18 protein-coding genes are annotated in these 17,808 nt (G+C 68.6%); 15 read left to right on the forward strand and 3 right to left on the reverse strand.

The features are described 5' to 3' along the window. Positions 1-2: 2 nt before the first annotated feature. Positions 3-899 carry a M48 family metallopeptidase gene (locus ACE3RQ_RS12995; protein WP_374522447.1) on the forward strand — a complete coding sequence of 299 codons (897 nt, stop codon included), beginning with the start codon at positions 3-5 and terminating at the stop codon, positions 897-899. 6 nt (positions 900-905) lie between these two features. Here ACE3RQ_RS12995 and ACE3RQ_RS13000 read toward each other — a convergent pair whose 3' ends face one another. Beyond that, on the reverse strand, positions 906-1,988 hold the full coding sequence (locus ACE3RQ_RS13000; RefSeq protein ID WP_374522448.1) for an MBL fold metallo-hydrolase: 1,083 nt from the start codon (positions 1,986-1,988) through the stop codon (positions 906-908). Positions 1,989-2,123: 135 nt separating this feature from the next. On the opposite strand from ACE3RQ_RS13000, the gene ACE3RQ_RS13005 reads away from it, so the two are divergent. Beyond that, complete coding sequence (locus ACE3RQ_RS13005) at positions 2,124-2,525, forward strand: MerR family DNA-binding transcriptional regulator (protein WP_374522449.1); 402 nt, start codon at positions 2,124-2,126, stop codon at positions 2,523-2,525. Positions 2,526-2,536: 11 nt separating this feature from the next. Here the strand turns inward: ACE3RQ_RS13005 and ACE3RQ_RS13010 are convergent, their stop codons facing one another. Continuing rightward, positions 2,537-3,127, reverse strand: coding sequence for a YigZ family protein (locus tag ACE3RQ_RS13010; protein WP_374522450.1), 591 nt, complete (start codon positions 3,125-3,127; stop codon positions 2,537-2,539). Positions 3,128-3,214: 87 nt separating this feature from the next. On the opposite strand from ACE3RQ_RS13010, the gene ACE3RQ_RS13015 reads away from it, so the two are divergent. The 12 genes from ACE3RQ_RS13015 (at position 3,215) to ACE3RQ_RS13070 (ending at position 15,071) form a co-directional block, all read left to right on the forward strand. Continuing rightward, a complete protein-coding gene (locus ACE3RQ_RS13015) occupies positions 3,215-3,676 on the forward strand; it encodes a PaaI family thioesterase (RefSeq protein WP_374522451.1) in 462 nt (153 codons plus the stop codon). 30 nt (positions 3,677-3,706) lie between these two features. Then, complete coding sequence (locus ACE3RQ_RS13020; protein WP_374522452.1) at positions 3,707-4,882, forward strand: isovaleryl-CoA dehydrogenase; 1,176 nt, start codon at positions 3,707-3,709, stop codon at positions 4,880-4,882. Between the two features lie 35 nt (positions 4,883-4,917). Continuing rightward, positions 4,918-5,577, forward strand: a complete 660-nt coding sequence (gene can, locus ACE3RQ_RS13025) for a carbonate dehydratase (RefSeq protein ID WP_374522453.1) — start codon at positions 4,918-4,920, stop codon at positions 5,575-5,577. Positions 5,578-5,605: 28 nt separating this feature from the next. Then, positions 5,606-7,423: a bifunctional isocitrate dehydrogenase kinase/phosphatase gene (gene aceK / locus ACE3RQ_RS13030; RefSeq protein WP_374522454.1), complete on the forward strand. Its 1,818-nt coding sequence runs from the start codon at positions 5,606-5,608 to the stop codon at positions 7,421-7,423. A 45-nt stretch (positions 7,424-7,468) separates the two neighbouring features. Next, entirely contained in the window at positions 7,469-8,650 is a 1,182-nt protein-coding gene (locus ACE3RQ_RS13035) for an acetyl-CoA C-acyltransferase (RefSeq protein WP_374522455.1), read from the forward strand. Continuing rightward, a complete protein-coding gene (locus ACE3RQ_RS13040; protein ID WP_374522456.1) occupies positions 8,650-9,318 on the forward strand; it encodes an SDR family oxidoreductase in 669 nt (222 codons plus the stop codon). Before ACE3RQ_RS13035 ends, ACE3RQ_RS13040 begins: the two co-directional genes overlap by 1 nt. A 22-nt stretch (positions 9,319-9,340) precedes the next feature. Next, positions 9,341-10,468, forward strand: coding sequence for an acyl-CoA dehydrogenase family protein (locus tag ACE3RQ_RS13045; protein ID WP_374522457.1), 1,128 nt, complete (start codon positions 9,341-9,343; stop codon positions 10,466-10,468). Between the two features lie 62 nt (positions 10,469-10,530). Next, entirely contained in the window at positions 10,531-11,922 is a 1,392-nt protein-coding gene (trkA, locus tag ACE3RQ_RS13050) for a Trk system potassium transporter TrkA (RefSeq protein WP_374522458.1), read from the forward strand. Between the two features lie 4 nt (positions 11,923-11,926). Beyond that, positions 11,927-13,387 carry a TrkH family potassium uptake protein gene (locus tag ACE3RQ_RS13055; protein WP_374522459.1) on the forward strand — a complete coding sequence of 487 codons (1,461 nt, stop codon included), beginning with the start codon at positions 11,927-11,929 and terminating at the stop codon, positions 13,385-13,387. Positions 13,388-13,568: 181 nt separating this feature from the next. After that, positions 13,569-13,994, forward strand: coding sequence for a rhodanese-like domain-containing protein (locus ACE3RQ_RS13060; protein WP_374522460.1), 426 nt, complete (start codon positions 13,569-13,571; stop codon positions 13,992-13,994). Beyond that, on the forward strand, positions 13,991-14,386 hold the full coding sequence (locus ACE3RQ_RS13065; RefSeq protein WP_374522461.1) for a YchJ family protein: 396 nt from the start codon (positions 13,991-13,993) through the stop codon (positions 14,384-14,386). Before ACE3RQ_RS13060 ends, ACE3RQ_RS13065 begins: the two co-directional genes overlap by 4 nt. Before the next feature lie 22 nt (positions 14,387-14,408). Continuing rightward, on the forward strand, positions 14,409-15,071 hold the full coding sequence (locus ACE3RQ_RS13070; protein ID WP_374522462.1) for an HAD family hydrolase: 663 nt from the start codon (positions 14,409-14,411) through the stop codon (positions 15,069-15,071). Here the strand turns inward: ACE3RQ_RS13070 and ACE3RQ_RS13075 are convergent. Continuing rightward, on the reverse strand, positions 15,045-16,091 hold the full coding sequence (locus ACE3RQ_RS13075) for an AraC family transcriptional regulator (RefSeq protein WP_374522463.1): 1,047 nt from the start codon (positions 16,089-16,091) through the stop codon (positions 15,045-15,047). The two genes, ACE3RQ_RS13070 and ACE3RQ_RS13075, sit on opposite strands and share 27 nt — an antisense overlap. Positions 16,092-16,197: 106 nt before the next feature. Between ACE3RQ_RS13075 and ACE3RQ_RS13080 the strand changes: the two genes are divergently transcribed. Next, positions 16,198-17,805: a carboxyl transferase domain-containing protein gene (locus ACE3RQ_RS13080; protein ID WP_374522464.1), complete on the forward strand. Its 1,608-nt coding sequence runs from the start codon at positions 16,198-16,200 to the stop codon at positions 17,803-17,805. The last annotated feature ends 3 nt before the right edge of the window (positions 17,806-17,808 follow it).

The raw sequence follows: 17,808 nt of genomic DNA on the forward strand, positions 1-17,808 counted from the left end.
GCATGCAGCGCTTCGTGCAGCTCGCGCTTGATTTCCTTACCGGGCCTGACCCGCTGCCGGTGCCGCGGCGAGCGCCCGAACCGCCCGCGCCGACGCCATCGGCCGAGCCCGCGCTGCCGCTGCACGCCGTGTTTCAACCCGCCACCTGGCACCACCCGCGCGCCAACCGCAGCGTGCGCCTGGGGGCTTGCGAGGTGGCCTACGAATTTCGGCGCGGCAAGCGCCGCACCATTGGCCTGTCGGTGAGCCCCGAGGGGCTGGTGGTGAGCGCGCCGCGCTGGACCCCGCTGGGCGAGGTGGATGCCCTGCTGGTGCAGAAGGCCGACTGGGTGCTGGAGAAGCTGCAGCGCGCGCGCGAGCGCGCTGGCGAAATGGCGCGGGCCCGCGTGGTCTGGGCCGATGGCGTCGAGTTCGATCTGCTGGGCGAGAGTGTGCGCCTGGTGCTCGACCCCACCCGTGGCTTGGGACCGCGCAGCGTGGGCTTTGACCCCGCCACCGACGGCCAACTGGCTACCTTGCGCCTGGGCCTGCCGGCCCACGCCAGCGAATCGCAGATTCGCGATGCCGCCCAGGCCTGGCTCATGAAGCGGGCCACGGCGGTGTTCACCGAGCGCCTGCACCTGTTCGCCCCGCCACTGGGCGTGCAGTGGTCGCGCCTGCGCCTGTCCAGCGCCGGCACGCGATGGGGCAGCGCCAGCGCCGACGGCACCATCCGCCTGAACTGGCGGCTGGTGTTCCTGTCGATGGACATGGTGGACTACGTGGTGGTGCACGAGCTCAGCCACTTGCGCCACATGGACCACAGCCCGCAGTTCTGGGACGTGGTGGCCAGCGTGATGCCCGACCACCAGCAGCGCCGCCACGCGCTCAAGCACGCGGCCTTGCCGCTGGACGACTGAGCCGCTTCAGGCGCTGGGGCTGAAGCGCCAGACGCCTTGCGCGTCGCGCTCGCGGCGCAGCGCGCCCTGGTGCCACAGGCGGTTGAGGTGGGCCACGGCCTCGCCCATGGCGAAGGTCATCTGGTGCAGGTCCAGCGGGCGGCGGAACATCACCGGCACGATGTCGGCGCCGCTGCAGGGCTTCTGGGCGCAGGCGTCCATCACCTCGGCCAGGCGGTCGGCGTGGTGCTGGTGCAGTTGGTCCAGCCGCTCGTGCAGGCCCGTGAACGGCCGGCCGTGCGAGGGCAGCACCAGGGTGTCGGCCGGCAGGGGGCGGAATTTCTCCAGCGAATCGAGGAAGAGGGTGAGCGAATCGGCCTCGGGCTCTTGCTCGTACACGCTCACGTTGGTGGAGATGCGCGGCAGCACCATGTCGCCGCTGATGAGCACGCCCAGCGCCTCGCAGTGCAGGGCCATGTGCTCGGGCGCGTGGCCGTAGCCGCTGATGCAGCGCCAGTCGTGGCCGCCGATGCGCACCCGCAGGCCGTCGATGAGGCGGCGGTAGCGGCGCGGCACGGCGGGCACCAGGTCGGGGTAGTAGCTGGCGCGGGCGCGCACCTTGGCCTGGGCCTCGGGGTCGGTGAGGCCGTGGCTGGCGAAGTGGTCGGCCGCGGCCTCGCCGCCGAAGCCGGTGGTGCTCTGGCTGGCGATGCGGGCGGTGGCGTGGTCGGTGGCGCTGATCCACAGCCGGCACTCGTGCTCGGGCGTGCTCCAGCGTTCGCACAGCCAGTGCGCCAGGCCGATGTGGTCGGGGTGCATGTGCGTGACGATCACGCGCAGGATGGGCAGGCCTTCCAGCTCGTGCGCGAACACCGATTCCCATTGCGCCTTGGCCTCGTCGCGCGTGATGCAGCAGTCCACCACCGTCCAGCCGGCGCGGCCGTCGATCTCGTCGCGCAGAAGCCAGAGGTTGATGTGGTCCAGCGCGAAGGGCAGTGACATGCGGATCCACTTCACGCCGGGGGCCACCGGCAGGCAGCGGCCTTGTTCGGGCAGGGACGACTGCAACGGGTAGTGGAGGCGGGCTTCGAGGTCGGCGGAGGCGGTCATGCGGCGGGGGATTGATTTAAGATGCCGGGCCTGTTTGACGTTAACGTCAACGTCAAGGCGGCGGGTGATCGGCCCATTCTAGGGACGGCCCCTGCGCCCCGCTGTCTGCCACGCAACACCCGAGAAGCCCCGCCCATGGCGACGAACCCCACCTACACCATCAGCGACCTGGCGCAAGAGTTTGACCTGACCACCCGCGCCATCCGCTTCTACGAGGACATGGGCCTGCTGCAGCCGCAGCGCGAAGGGCCCGGCGGGCGCAACCGGGTGTACAGCGCGCGCGACCGCACCCGCCTGAAGCTCACGCTGCGCGCCAAGCGCCTGGGCCTGTCGCTGACCGAGGCCAAGGACATCATCGACATGTACGACAGCCCGCGCGATACCGGGCCGCAGTTGCGCAAGTTCCTGGCGGTGCTGGCCGAGCACCGCCGCCAGCTCGAAGAGCAGATGGCCGACATCGTGGCCACGCTGGACGAGGTGAAGGTGCACGAGAAAGAGGCGCGCTCGCTGCTCGCCAAGGCCGACAAGAAGGCCTGAGGCCGGTCGCCTCAGGTGTCGTTGGGCCAGATGGCTTGGCCCTGGCTGGCGTCGTGGATGCGGGCCTTCAGCGCGGCGGCCTGGCCTTCGGGCAGTTGCAGGGTCACGTCCACCCCTTCGCCGTGCGACACGTCTAGCAACTGGGCGCTGTGCGCCGGCAACTCGCGCCGCAGCCAGCCTTCCAGCGCATACGGCACGGTGCAGCGCAGGGTGGTGAGGCGCACCACCGGCACTTTCACCGCGTGCAACAAGGCCTGCGCCACCGAATCGGTGTAGGCGCGCACCAGGCCGCCGGCGCCCAGCGGCGTGCCGCCGTAATAACGCACCACCGTGGCCAGTACGCCGTCCAGGTCTTGGTGGCGCAGCACCTCCAGCATGGGCCGCCCGGCGGTGCCGCCGGGCTCGCCGTCGTCGTTGGCGGCCGAATGGCCACCGGCCATCAGGGCCCAGCACACGTGCGTGGCGCTAGGGTGTTCCTGCCACAGCGCCGCCACCCGGGCCAGCGCCGCGGCCCGGTCGGGCACCGGCTCCACACAGCCGATGAAGCGGCTCTTCTTGATGGTCAGGTCGCTGTGAACCGGGGATTGCAGGGAAAACGGCATGGCGCGGGGAGCATAGCGCGGGTGACAATTGGGTTTTGACGTTTACGTAAACGTCAACTTAGAATCCACCGGTTAACCGAGTCACCCATGACCCAGCCCACCTTCCTTCCCCGAACCCCCGATTTCGAGCAGCGCGTGCGCGACAGCTTTGCGCGCCAGGGCGTCATGGGCACGCTGGGCGCGCAGTTGCTGCGCGTGGAGCCCGGGGTGGTGGAGATTGGCCTGGACTGGGCCCCCGGCCTGACCCAGCAGCACGGCTTTCTGCACGCGGGCGTGGTGTCCACCGCGCTCGACTCGGCCTGCGGCTACGCGGGTTTCTCGCTCATGGCGGCCGACGCCGCCGTGCTCACCATCGAATTCAAGATCAACCTGCTCGCACCCGCCAAGGGCCAGCGCTTTCGGATGGTGGGCACGGTGCTCAAGCCCGGGCGCACCATCACCGTGGCCGAGGGCCAGGCGTTTGCCATCGACAACGGGCAGGAAAAACTCATTGCCACCATGGGCTGCACGCTCATGGCGGTGACCGGCCGCGACACCATCCAGGGCTGACGCCCGTTCCACCCACTCACTGGAGACACCATGATCGACCTGCCTGGCATCAACTTCAACCTCGGCGAAGACGTCGACGCCCTGCGCGAGGCCGTGCGCGATTTTGCCGAGGCCGAGATCGCGCCCCGCGCCGCCCAGATCGACAAGGACAACCTGTTCCCCGCCGACCTGTGGCGCAAGCTGGGCGACCTGGGTGTGCACGGCCTGACCGTGCCCGAGGAAGACGGCGGCGTGAACATGGGCTACGTGGCCCACATGGTGGCCATGGAAGAGATCAGCCGCGCCAGCGCCTCGGTGGGCCTGAGCTACGGCGCGCACAGCAACCTGTGCATCAACCAGATCAAGCGCAACGGCACCAAGGAGCAGAAGGCCAGGTACCTGCCCAAGCTGATCAGCGGCGAGCACGTGGGCGCGCTGGCCATGAGCGAGCCCGGTGCCGGCTCTGACGTGGTGAGCATGAAGCTGCGCGCCGACAAGAAGGGCGACCGCTACGTGCTCAACGGCAGCAAGATGTGGATCACCAACGGCGGCGACGCCGACACCCTGGTGGTCTACGCCAAGACCGAGCCCGAGATGGGCGCGCGCGGCATGACGGCCTTCATCATCGAGAAGGGCTTCAAGGGCTTCACCAAGGGCGAGCACCTGGACAAGCTGGGCATGCGCGGCAGCAACACCTACCCGCTGTTCTTTGATGACTGCGAAGTGCCGGCCGAGAACGTGCTGGGCGGCGAGGGCAATGGCGCCAAGGTGCTGATGAGCGGCCTCGATTACGAGCGCGTGGTGCTCTCGGGTGGCCCGCTGGGCATCATGGCCGCGTGCATGGACGTGGTGGTGCCCTTCGTGCACGAGCGCAAGCAGTTCGGCCAGGCCATTGGCGAGTTCCAGCTCATGCAGGGCAAGATCGCCGACATGTATTCCACCTTCCAGGCCTGCCGCGCCTACGGCTACGCCGTGGCCCAGGCTTGTGACCGTGGCGAGCACAGCCGCACCCTGCGCAAGGACGCGGCCGGCGTGATTCTGTACACCGCCGAGAAAGCCACCTGGATGGCCGGCGAGGCCATTCAGGCGCTGGGTGGCGTGGGCTACACCAACGAATACCCCACCGGCCGCCTGTGGCGCGACGCCAAGCTGTACGAGATCGGCGCGGGCACCAGCGAGATTCGCCGCATGCTGATCGGCCGCGAGCTGTTCGCCGAGACGGCCTGATCGGCCCGGGTGCGCGCGTCGCTGACAATTGCCCCATGAGCTCACAACTGCAAGACCTGTTCGACCACAACCGCGCCTGGGCGGCCCAGATGGTCCATGAGAAGCCCACCTTCTTCACCGACCTGCTGGCCCAGCAGAGCCCGAAGTACATGTGGATCGGCTGCTCCGACAGCCGCGTGCCGGCCAACCAGATCACCGGTCTGGCCCCCGGCGAGGTGTTCGTGCACCGCAACGTGGCCAACGTGGTGGTGCCCACCGACTTGAACTGCCTGTCCACCATTCAGTACGCGGTGGACATGCTCAAGGTCGAGCACCTGATGGTGGTGGGCCACTACGGCTGCGGTGGCGTGCTGGCCGCGCTGCAAGACGCCCGCGTGGGCCTGGCCGACAACTGGTTGCGCCACATCAAGGACGTGCGCGACCGCCACCACACGCTGCTGGAGTCGCTGCCGGCCGATCAGCGCCACGATGCGCTGTGCGAGCTCAACGTGATCGAGCAGGTCGTCAACGTGGTGCAAACCACCGTGGTGCAAGACGCCTGGGCGCGCGGCCAGAAGCTGGCCCTGCACGCCTGGGTGTACGGCCTGAAAGACGGCCTGCTGCACGACCTGCTGCTCACGGTGGATGCCAACAACGGGCTGGAGTCGCTCTACCGCGCAGCCGTGGCGGGGGTGACCGCCCGGCGCCCGGCCTGAGCGGCCCGGCCCCATTGCCGGCCTGGCCATGTTCGCGCAACGCCTGGACTCCCCACTGGCGCCCGACATCGCCCAGGCCATGATGGATGGCTTCAACCGGCACTACCGCCTGTTCCGCACCGAGTCGGCTCGGGCCAAGCACCGGTTTGAAACCCGCGACTGGGTGGCGCAGCAACGTGCCCAGCGCGAGCGCATCGAGTTTTACGACCTGCGCGTGCGCGAGTGCGTGCGCCGGCTCACCAAGGAATTCCAGGCCGACCAGCAGCCCATGGCGGTGTGGGAGCAGATCAAGCTGCACTACATCGGCCTGCTGGTGAACCACCACCAGCCCGAGCTGGCCGAGACCTTCTTCAACTCGGTCACCACCAAGATCCTGAAGCGGGCCTACTTCCAGAACGACTTCATCTTCGTGCGCCCCGCGGTCTCCACCGAGTACATCGAAAACGATGGCCCGGGCGCGGTGCCCACTTACCGCTGCTACTACCCCACGCCCGACACCTTGCAGGACGAGGTGCAGCGCCTGATCGCCGACTTCGGCCTCACCGTGCCCTTTGCCGACCTGGCCCGCGACGCGGCGCTGGTGCTGGCCGCGTGGCGGCGGCAGTTCAGCTTTGCGCGGCTGCGCGCGAACTGCCAGATACAGGTGCTCAGTGGCCTGTTCTTTCGCAACAAGGCGGCCTACGTGGTGGGCAAGGTGATCAACGGCTTTCAAGAGCTGCCGTTTGCGCTGCCCATCCTGCACGACCGCGAGGGCCGGCTGGTGGTGGACGCGGTGCTCATGGGCGAGGACGACCTGCTCATTCTGTTCAGCTTCGCGCGGGCCTACTTCATGGTGGAGATGGAGATTCCCAGCGCCTACGTGCAGTTTCTGCGCGGGCTCATGCCGCGCAAGCCGCGCGCCGAGTTCTACAACGCGCTGGGCCTGGCCAAGCAGGGCAAGACGCTCTTCTACCGCGACTTTCTCTCGCACATGCGCCACAGCAGCGACCGCTTCTGCCTGGCGCCGGGCATCAAGGGGCTGGTGATGCTGGTGTTTCACCTGCCCTCGTTCCCCTTTGTGTTCAAGGTCATCAAAGACCGCTTCCCCGCGCCAAAAGACACCACGCGCGAACAGGTGCGCGCCAAGTACCAACTGGTGAAACAGCACGACCGCGTGGGCCGCATGGCCGAGACGCTGGAGTTCTCCGAGGTGGGCTTTCCCCGCGCGCGCTTCACCGATGAGCTGATCGCCGAGCTGCTGGCCCACGCGCCCAGCCAGGTCGAGATCAGTGACCGCGATGGCGACGGCACCACCGAGGTGGTGCTCAAGCACGTGTACATCGAGCGGCGCATGATTCCGCTGAACCTTTACCTGCAAGAGCTGCTGGAGGCGCTGCAGGCCCACCCGCACGACGAGGCGGTGCGCGCCCAGATCGACCGCGTGGTGGCCGATTACGGGCAGGCCATCAAAGACCTGGTCTCGGCCAACATCTTCCCCGGCGACATGCTGTGGAAGAACTTCGGCATCACCCGCCACGGCAAGGTGGTGTTCTACGACTACGACGAGATCGAGTACCTCACCGACTGCCACTTCCGCCGCGTACCCCCGCCGCGCCACGAAGAAGACGAGCTCTCGGGCGAGGTCTGGTACCCCGTGGCCCGCCACGATGTGTTCCCCGAAACCTTCGGCCCCTTCCTGCTGGGCCACCCGGTGGTGCGCGAGGCCTTCATGCGCCACCACGCCGACCTGCTGGACGTGGATTTCTGGCAGGCCCAACAGGCGCGCATTCGCGCCGGCCATGTGCACGACGTGTTCCCCTACGAGCGCCAGCGGCGGCTGCACGCCGCCACCGCGCCCGCCACCTGATCCTTTACTCAACCCTTTTTCACCGCTTCATCTAGGAGACTGTTCATGAGCGATTCCATCGTCATCCTCGGCGCCGCCCGCACCCCCATGGGGGCTTTCCAGGGCGACTTCGCCGCTTTGTCTGCCCACGACCTGGGCGGTGCGGCCATCAAGGCCGCCGTCGAGCGCAGCGGCGTGAAGCCGGCCGACGTGAACGAGGTGCTGTTCGGCAACTGCCTGATGGCGGGCCAGGGCCAGGCACCGGCCCGCCAGGCCGCGCTCAAGGGCGGCCTGCCCTTGTCGGCCGGCGCCGTGACCTTGTCCAAGATGTGCGGCTCGGGCATGAAGGCCACCATGCTGGCCCACGACATGCTGCTGGCCGGCAGCGCGCAGGTGATGGTGGCCGGTGGCATGGAGAGCATGACCAACGCCCCCTACCTGCTGCTCAAGGGCCGTGGCGGCTACCGCATGGGCCACGACCGCGTGTACGACCACATGATGCTCGACGGCCTGGAAGACGCCTACGAGGCCGGCCGCTCCATGGGTACCTTCGGTGAAGACTGCGCCGCCAAGTACCAGTTCACCCGCGAGCAGCAAGACGCCTTCGCCATCGCCTCGGTGCAGCGCGCCAAGGCCGCCACCGAAAGCGGCGCCTTTGCCAAAGAAATCGTGCCCGTTACCGTGAAAGACCGCAGCGGCGAGCGCGTGGTGTCGGTGGACGAAGGCCCGGGCAAGGTCAAGCTCGACAAGATTCCGGCGCTCAAGCCCGCCTTCAAGAAGGACGGCACCATCACCGCCGCCTCCAGCTCGTCCATCAACGACGGCGCCGCCGCCCTGGTGCTGGCCAAGGCCTCCACCGCGCAGGCCATGGGCGCCAAGCCGATTGCCCGCATCGTCGGCCACGCCACCCACGCGCAAGAGCCCAACTGGTTCACCACCGCGCCGGTGTTCGCCACCCAGAAGCTGCTGGCCAACGTGGGCTGGGCCGTGGGCGACGTGGACCTGTGGGAAGTGAACGAGGCCTTCGCCGTGGTGCCCATGGCGCTGATGGCCGAGCTGAAGGTGCCGCACGAGAAGCTCAACGTGAACGGCGGCGCTTGCGCCCTGGGCCACCCCATTGGCGCCAGCGGTGCGCGCATTCTGGTCACGCTGATCCACGCGCTGCAGGCGCGCGGCGGCAAGCGCGGCGTGGCCACGCTGTGCATTGGCGGTGGCGAGGCCACCTCGATGGCCATCGAATTGCTCTGATGGCCACCGTTCTCGTCATCGGCGCCTCGCGCGGCATTGGCCTGGAACTGGTGCGCCAGTACCGCGAGGCCGGCGACCGCGTGATCGCCACCGCGCGCGACGACGCGGGCCTGGCCCGCCTGCAAGACCTGGGCGCCCAGGCCTTGCGGGTGGACGTGGCCAACCCGGCCAGCGTGAGCGGTTTTTCTTGGCAGCTCGATGGCGAGAAGCTGGACGTGGCCTTGTACGTGGCCGGCGTGATGGACCGCGCCGGCGCCACCACGCCCCCCACCCAGCAGGCCTTTGACCGCGTGATGCACGCCAACGTGCTGGGCCTGATGCAGGTGATCCCGCAGGTGCTGCCCATGGTGGAAGAGGCCGGTGGCGTGTTCGCCGCGCTGACCAGCCGCATGAGCCAGATCGCCAGCGTGCCCGCCAGCAATGCCTGGCTGTACCGCGTGAGCAAGGCCGCGCTGAACATGGCCGTGGCTAGCGCCCGGTTCGACTACCCGCGCGCCCGCCTGGTGGCGCTGGACCCGGGCTGGGTGCAGACCGACATGGGCGGCACCAGCGCCCCGGTGGCCTTGGCCGACAGCGTGGCTGGCCTGCGCGCGGTGCTGGCCAGCGTCAGCCCCGAGGACAACGGCCGCCTGATCCACTTCGACGGCCAGCGCGCCGCCCATTGGTGAACCCCCCAAACCGAGACACAACATGTTGTTGACCCCCGACCAAGAAGCCATCCGCGACGCCGTGCGCGCCTTTGCCCAGGCCGAGCTGTGGCCCCACGCGGCCAAGTGGGACAAGGAACACCATTTCCCGAAAGAGGCCCACAAAGGCCTGGCCGAGCTGGGCGCCTATGGCATCTGCGTGCCCGAGGCCCTGGGCGGCGCGGGGCTGGATTACCTGACCCTGGCCGTGGTGCTGGAAGAGATCGCCGCCGGCGACGGCGGCACCAGCACCGCCATCAGCGTGACCAACTGCCCGGTCAACGCCATCCTCATGCGCTACGGCAACGCGGCGCAGCAGCAGAAATGGCTCACCCGCCTGGCCGCCGGCGAGCTGCTGGGCGCCTTCTGCCTGACCGAGCCGCACGTGGGCTCGGATGCGTCGGCCCTGCGCACCACGGCGCAAAAGCAGGGCGACGAATACGTGATCAACGGCGTGAAGCAGTTCATCACCAGCGGCAAGAACGGGCAGGTCGCCATCGTGATTGCCGTGACCGACAAGGCCGCGGGCAAGAAGGGCATGAGCGCCTTCATCGTGCCCACCGACACGCCCGGCTATTTGGTGGCGCGCCTGGAAGACAAGCTGGGCCAGCACAGCAGCGACACGGCGCAGATCACCTTTGAGAACTGCCGCGTGCCAGCGGAGAACCGGATCGGCGAAGAGGGCGAGGGCTACAAGATCGCGCTCTCGGCCCTGGAGGGTGGGCGCATCGGCATTGCCGCGCAGAGCGTGGGCATGGCCCGCAGCGCGCTGGAGGTGGCCATTGACTACGCCAAGCAGCGCGAGAGCTTTGGCACCGCTATCTTCAATCACCAGGCTGTGGGCTTTCGCCTGGCCGACTGCGCCACCCAGCTGGAGGCCGCGCGCCAGCTCATCTGGCACGCCGCCGCCCTGCGCGACGCCAACCGCCCCTGCCTGAAAGAGGCGGCCATGGCCAAGCTGTTCGCCAGCGAGGTGGCCGAGCGCGTGTGCTCCGTGGCCATCCAGACCCTGGGCGGCTACGGCGTGGTGAGCGACTTCCCGGTGGAGCGCATCTACCGCGACGTGCGCGTGTGCCAGATTTACGAAGGCACGAGCGACGTGCAGAAGATCATCATTCAGCGCGGGTTGTAATCCCAAGCATCGCGCTCGGCGAGCAGCCAGGTTCGCTCGGCCGCGGCGGTAGCATCCACTGCATGAACATCATCATTTTGGGCGCCGGTCGGGTCGGCGAAAGCGTGGCCGAGAGCCTGGTGTCCGAGCAGAACGACATCACCGTCATCGACACCGACCCGCAGCGCCTGCGCCTGCTGGAAGACCGCCTGGATCTGCGCGGCGTGGTGGGCAACGGCATTCAGCCCTCGGTGCTGCTGGACGCCGGCGCCAAAGACGCGGACATGCTGATTGCCTGCGCCGCCAACGACGACACCAACCTGGTGGTGTGCAAGGTGGCGCACGACGTGTTCAACGTGCCCAGCACCATTGCCCGCCTGCGATCGCCCGAGTTCGTGGAAGGCGACGCCCTGCTGGGCAAGAGCGGCTTCGCGGTGGACCACGTGATCTGCCCCGAAGAGTCGGTGACGCGCTACATCCACCAGCTCATTCGCTACCCCGAGGCGCTGCAGGTGCTGGAGTTTGCCGACGGCCGCGCCAGCCTGATCGTGGTGCGCGCCACCAACGGCGGTGCCCTGGTGGGCCACACCATTGGCGAGTTCCGCGAGCGCTTTCCGCACGCGCAGATGCGGGTGGTGGCGCTGTATCGGCTGGACGCCGAGATCGAGGCCACGCCGCAGACGCGCATCCTGGCCGGCGACGAGGTGTTTGTGCTGGCCGACACCGAAAAGATCCGCTACGTGCTGGGCGCCATTCACAACATTGACCGTCCCGTCCAGCGCGTGATGATCGCCGGTGGCGGCAAGGTGGGCCTGCGCCTGGCGCGCAGCCTGGTGGGCCAATGCGAGGTGAAGCTGATCGAGCGCGACAAGCGCCGCTGCGAGTACCTGGCCAGCCAGTTGCCGTCCAGCGTGCTCATCCTCAACGGCGACGGCGCCGACGAAGACCTGCTGCAAGACGAGAGCGTGGGCCAGATGCACCTGTTCCTGGCGCTCACCAACGACGACGAGGACAACATCATGTCGTCCATGCTGGCCAAGCGCATGGGCGCCGAGCGCGTGATGGCCCTCATCAACCGCCGCGCTTACGCCGACATGATGCAGGGCAGCACCATCGACATCGCCATCGCGCCCGCGCAAACCGTGATCGGCGAGCTGCTCACCCACCTGCGCCGGGGCGACGTGGTGGCCGTGCACAGCCTGCGCCGTGGCGCCGCCGAGGCCATGGAGGCCGTGGCCCGTGGCGACGCCAAGACCAGCAAGCTGGTGGGCCGCCGGGTGGAAGACGTCAAGTGGCCCAGCGGCACCCGCCTGGGTGCCATCGTGCGCGGCGAGGGCCGGCGCTCCGAGGTGCTCATGCCGCACCACGACACGGTGATCGAGACCGACGACCACCTCATCCTGTTCATTCCCAACAAGCGCCAGGTGCGGCAGGTGGAGAAGCTGTTCCAGGTGGGCGCCACCTTCTTCGGCTAAGCCCATGGACATGTTTCTGCCCGTGCTGTCGGTGTTCTCGCGCATCCTGCTCGCGTTCGCCCCGTCTTTCCTGGTGCCGCTGGCCTGGGCCTGGTTTCTGGACCGGCAGCACCACGCGCTGGTGTGGGCCTATGGCTTCGCCCTCACCGTGGCCAGCGGCGCGGTGCTGGCCCACTTCACCCACCGCCACCGGCGTGAACTGTTGCCGCGCGACGGTTTTCTGCTGGTGAACCTGGTGTGGCTGGTCTTGCCCGCCTACGCGGCGTTTCCGCTCATGCTCACCGTGCCCGGCATTGACGTGAGCAAGGCCTATTTCGAGGCCATGAGCGCGCTCACCGCCACCGGCGCCACGGCCCTCTCGGGGCTGGACCACTTGCCCGTGTCGGTGAACGTGTGGCGCTGCTTCCTGCAACTCATCGGGGGGCTGGGCATCATGCTGCTGGTGGTGGCGGTGCTGCCCCTGCTGGGCCTGGGCGGCGTGCAGCTCTACAAGGCCGAGACGCCCGGCCCCATGAAAGACACCAAGTTCACCCCGCGCATCGCCGAGACCGCGCGCGGCCTGTGGGGCGTGTACGTGCTCTTGTCGGCCGCCTGCATGCTGGCCTACCGCTGGGCCGGCATGGGCTGGGCCGATGCCTTCATGCACATGTGCACCACCATGGGCCTGGGGGGCTTCTCGTCCTACGACGCCAGCATCGGGCACTTCCAGTCGGCCCAGGTGGAGTGGGTGGCCACGGTGTTCATGGCGCTGGCGGGCATCAGCTTCGTGCGCTACTTCATGGTGTTTCGCACCCGCTCGCTGCGCCCCGTCACCAACGACCGCGAGATCCGCACCTACGCCAGCGTGCTGCTGCTGTCGGTGGCGCTGGTGGCGGTGCTGCTGATGGTGCACGGCGTGGTGGACGAGGTGCCCGAGGCGATTCGCACCAGCGCTTTCCATGTGGTGTCGTTGGCCACCACCACCGGTTATGCGTCCACCGACTACGCGCAGTGGCCGGTGTTCGCGCCGGTGCTGCTGATGTTCCTGGGCTGCTTCGCGTCTTGCGCGGGCTCCACCGGTGGCGGCATCAAGATGGTTCGCATGGTGCTGCTGCTCAAGCAGGCGCGGCGCGAGCTGGTGCGCATCATCCACCCGCGCGTGGTCAACCCGGTGACGCTGGCCGGGCAGGTGATGCCCATGTCGGTCATGACCTCGGTGCTGGGCTTCATGCTCATCTACGGCGCCGCCACCATGGGCCTGACCATGGTGCTGCTGTTCACCGGGCTGGACATCGTCACCGCCTTCTCGGCCGTGGTGGCCACGGTGAACAACATCGGCCCCGGCCTGGGCGCCGTGGGGCCGAGCGGCAACTTCGGCGGCCTGAGCGCGTTCCAGACCTGGGTGCTGAGCTTTGCCATGCTGCTGGGGCGGCTGGAGTTGCTGACGGTGCTGGTGCTGTTCAGCCGGCACTTCTGGAGGAAGTAGGTCCACCCCCGCCGCGCTGCGCGCGACCCCCTCAAGGGGGCGATGCCTTGCGGGCCGGCGGAGCCGGACCCGCGGCATCCTGGATGGAGGCACTTCGCGCCGGCTGGCCGTGTGAGCGGTTCGGGCCGACTTCGCCCCAGGTTGCCATTCGATAATCCCTTTTCACTTCAGGAGACAAACCATGCCGATCACCAAGGGGTTCCGGGCGCTGGTGGACGAGGCCACGGCGCAGATCACGACGTATTCCGTTGAGCAGGTGAAGCAGCGGCTGGCGGCGGGGGATGCGCGGCTGCAGTTGGTGGACATTCGCGATGTGCGCGAGTTGGAGCGGGAGGGCACGGCGCCGGGGGCTTTGCACGCGCCGCGTGGCATGTTGGAGTTCTGGGTGGACCCGGCCTCGCCGTATTTCAAGCCGGCCTTTGGCGACGAGGGCAAGGAATTCGTGTTGTTCTGTGGCGCGGGCTGGCGCAGCGCGCTGGCCACCAAGGCCCTGAAGGACATGGGCATGGACAACGTGGCCCACATCGACGGCGGTTTCGGTGAGTGGGTGAAGCAGGGCGGCCCCACCGAGACGCTGGAGCAGCGCAAGGCGAAGAAGGCGGGATGAGCGAGGCCTGTCCCTGTGGCCGCCAGGACGCGCGCGGCCGGCCGCTCGCCTTCGATGCCTGCTGTGGCCGCTACCTGGGCACGGGCGTGCCGGCGCCCGATGCCGAGTCGCTCATGCGCTCGCGCTACAGCGCCTTTGTGCGCGGCGACGTGGCGCACCTGCGGGCCACCTGGCACGCCAGCACCCGCCCGGCCGATCTTGACCTGGAGCCCGGTCAGCGCTGGCTGGGGCTTGAGGTGCGGCGGCACGTGGCGCAGGACGACGCACACGCCGAGGTGGAGTTCGTGGCCCGCTCGCGCGTGGGCGGGCGCGGTGTGCGCCTGCACGAGCGCAGCCGCTTCGTGCGCGAGGGCGGCCAGTGGTTTTACGCGGATGGCGACATCCTGAATTGAACGCGGAAGTTGAGAGAGCGAGATGTTTGAGGCGGTGTTGTTCGATTGCGATGGCGTGCTGGTGGACAGCGAGCCCATCACCAACGGGGTGTTGCGCGAGATGCTCAACGAAGCCGGCTGGCCGCTGAGCCAGGCCGAGTGCGAGCGCATCTTCATTGGCAAGGCGGTGCGCGACGAACGCGCCCGCATTGAGGTCGAGACCGGCCGCCCGCTCACCGAAGACTGGATGCGCGCGTTCTACGCCCGGCGCGACCAGCGCCTGCGCGCCGAGCTGCGCGCGGTGGAGGGTGCCTTGCAGGCTGTGGTGGCCGCGCACGGCCACACCAGCGGGCGCATCGCCTGTGCCTCAGGCGCCGACAAGGCCAAGGTGGTGATGCAGATCGAAATGGCGGGCATGGCCCCTTACTTTGGCCAGGCCATCTTCAGCGGCCACGACCTGCCGCGCTCCAAGCCCCACCCTGACGTGTACCTGGCCGCCGCCGCGCACCTGGGCGTGGACCCGGCGCGCTGCCTGGTGATCGAAGACACGGGCACCGGCGCCATGGCCGGGCTGGCCGCTGGCGCCACGGTGTGGGGCTACTGCCCGCAAGGGCATGGCCGCGCCTTCCAGGGGCTGGGCCTGCCGCGGGTGTTTCACCACATGGACGAACTGCGGGCTTCAATGGCTGCGCCATTCCCCCGGTGAGCGCCCCGTCCAGGCCTTGAAGGCCCGGATGAAGCTCTTCTCGTTCACAAAGCCTACCGCCTGCGCCACCTGCTTGATGGGGCGTTGCGTGCGCTGCAGCAGTTCGATGGCGCGCTGGCGCCGCACCTCGTCTTTCAGGGCTTGCAGCGAGGCGCCTTCGTCGCGCAGCTGGCGGTGCAGGGTGCGGGCTGAGGTGTGGAGCACGGCGGCCAGGTCGTCGGCGTTGTGGGCGGCCAGGGGCTGGTTGGCCAGCACCTGGCGCACGCGCTGCACCAGCAGGCGGTCGCGCCGGTAGGGGCGCACCTGCAAGGGCAGGGCGCGCTGCAGCATTTGCACCATGGCGGCTTCGTCGCGCTGAACGGGCAGGGCCAGGTAGCGGGCGTCAAAGCGCAGGGTGGCGCGCTCGGCGCCAAACACCGCCGGGCCATCGAACAGCACGCCATAGGCCTCCGCGTGATCGGGTTGCGCAAAAGGAAAAGTCACGCCCAGCACGGGAATGCGCGAGTCGATGAACCAGCTCGCCAGGCCGTGGATGTTGCGCATCACCGAGACGATGCAGAACTCTTGCAGCCCGGGCGTGATGCCCAGGTCGTCGATGGCGAGGGTGGCCTCGCCCTCGTGCTCGCTCAGGCCCAGGCGCACGCGGGTGGTGAGCAGGCCGTGGTGGCGGCACCAGCGCTTCAGGGCCACGCCCAGGGTGGGGGCTGAGAGCGAGGCGCGGGCCAGCATGCCGTGGCTGCCCCAGGGCAGGGGGCGCTCGAACCAGCCCAGGGCCTCGTCGTCGAGTTCGCGCATGGCCGCCCCCGACAGGGCTTCCATTTGCGCGGCCGTGATGCGGGCCGACGGCCGGTGCACGTCATCTGGCGCGATTTGTGCCAGCTCCAGCGCCGAAGCCGCGCTCAGGTCGCGCAGCGCATAGGCCTGCAGGATGGCCTGCACGAATGCCATGGGAGTGGCGGCCACGCCCTGGGTGAGGGCGTCGGCCGCCACCGGGATGAACGGACGGGTGGGCTGGGGCATGGGGCGAGTGTGCCGGCCAGTGGCGCGATTTGCAACCCACAAGGCGTCCGCTGCGTCCCCTTCCTGTCTATGCTGCGCCATCGCCCTGCAACCACCGGATACCCCCATGCCCACGCTGGAGACCCAACTCAATTCCCGTTCCGCCGATTTCCAGGCCAATGCCGAGGCCATGCGCGCCCTGGTGGCCGATTTGCAGGCGCAGATCGCCCAGGCCGCGCAAGGCGGTGGCGAGGCGGCGCGCGCCAAGCACACCGCGCGCGGCAAGCTGCTGCCGCGCGACCGCGTGCAGATGCTGCTGGACCCGGGCACGCCCTTTCTGGAGTTGGCGCCGCTGGCCGCGCACGGCCTGTACAACGGCGACGCGCCGTGTGCGGGCGTGATCGCCGGCATCGGCCGCGTGAGCGGGGTGGACTGCATGATCGTGTGCAACGACGCCACGGTGAAGGGCGGCACCTACTACCCGCTCACGGTGAAGAAGCACCTGCGCGCACAAGAGGTGGCGCAGCAGAACCACCTGCCCTGCATTTACCTGGTGGACTCGGGCGGCGCCAACCTGCCCAACCAGGACGAGGTGTTCCCCGACCGCGACCACTTCGGCCGCATCTTCTTCAACCAGGCCAACATGAGCGCGCAGGGCATTGCGCAGATCGCGGTGGTCATGGGCTCGTGCACGGCCGGTGGCGCCTACGTGCCGGCCATGAGCGACGAGACCATCATCGTGAAGAACCAGGGCACCATCTTCCTGGGTGGCCCGCCGCTGGTGAAGGCCGCCACGGGCGAGGTGGTCACGGCCGAAGACCTGGGCGGTGGCGACGTGCACACGCGCCTCTCGGGCGTGGCCGACCACCTGGCGCAGAACGACCTGCACGCCATTGCGCTGGCGCGTCAGGCGGTGAAGAACCTCAATGCTCGCAAGCAGCCGCCCATTGCGCTGATCGACCCGGTGGAGCCGCTCTACCCGGCCGAAGAGCTGTACGGCGTGATCCCCACCGACACGCGCAAGCCCTTTGACGTGCGCGAAATCATCGCCCGCATCGTGGACGGCAGCGAGTTCGACGAGTTCAAGGCCCGCTACGGCACCACGCTGGTCTGCGGCTTCGCCCGCATCGAGGGCATGCCGGTGGGCATCATCGCCAACAACGGCATTCTGTTCAGCGAGTCGGCGCTCAAGGGCGCGCACTTCATCGAGCTGTGTTGCCAGCGCAAGACCCCGCTGGTGTTCCTGCAGAACATCACCGGCTTCATGGTGGGCCGCAAGTACGAAAACGAAGGCATCGCGCGCAACGGCGCCAAGATGGTCACGGCCGTGGCCACCGCCGCCGTGCCGAAGTTCACCGTGATCATTGGTGGCAGCTTCGGTGCGGGCAACTACGGCATGTGCGGTCGCGCCTACAGCCCGCGCTTCCTGTGGATGTGGCCCAACGCCCGCATCAGCGTGATGGGCGGTGAGCAGGCCGCCAGCGTGCTGGCCACCGTCAAGCGCGACGGCATCGAGGCCAAGGGCGGCCAGTGGAGCGCCGAGGAAGAAGAGGCCTTCAAGGCGCCGATCAAGCGCCAGTACGAGGAGCAGGGCCACCCCTATTTCGCCACCGCGCGTCTGTGGGACGACGGCATCATCGACCCGGCCGACACCCGCCGCGTGCTGGCCCTGGGCCTGAGCGCCGCGCTGAACGCGCCGATTCCCGAGACGAAGTTCGGCGTCTTCCGCATGTGACGC

Origin of the sequence: Hydrogenophaga sp. (assembly GCF_041913525.1) — a bacterium.
Lineage (GTDB): Bacteria > Pseudomonadota > Gammaproteobacteria > Burkholderiales > Burkholderiaceae_C > Hydrogenophaga.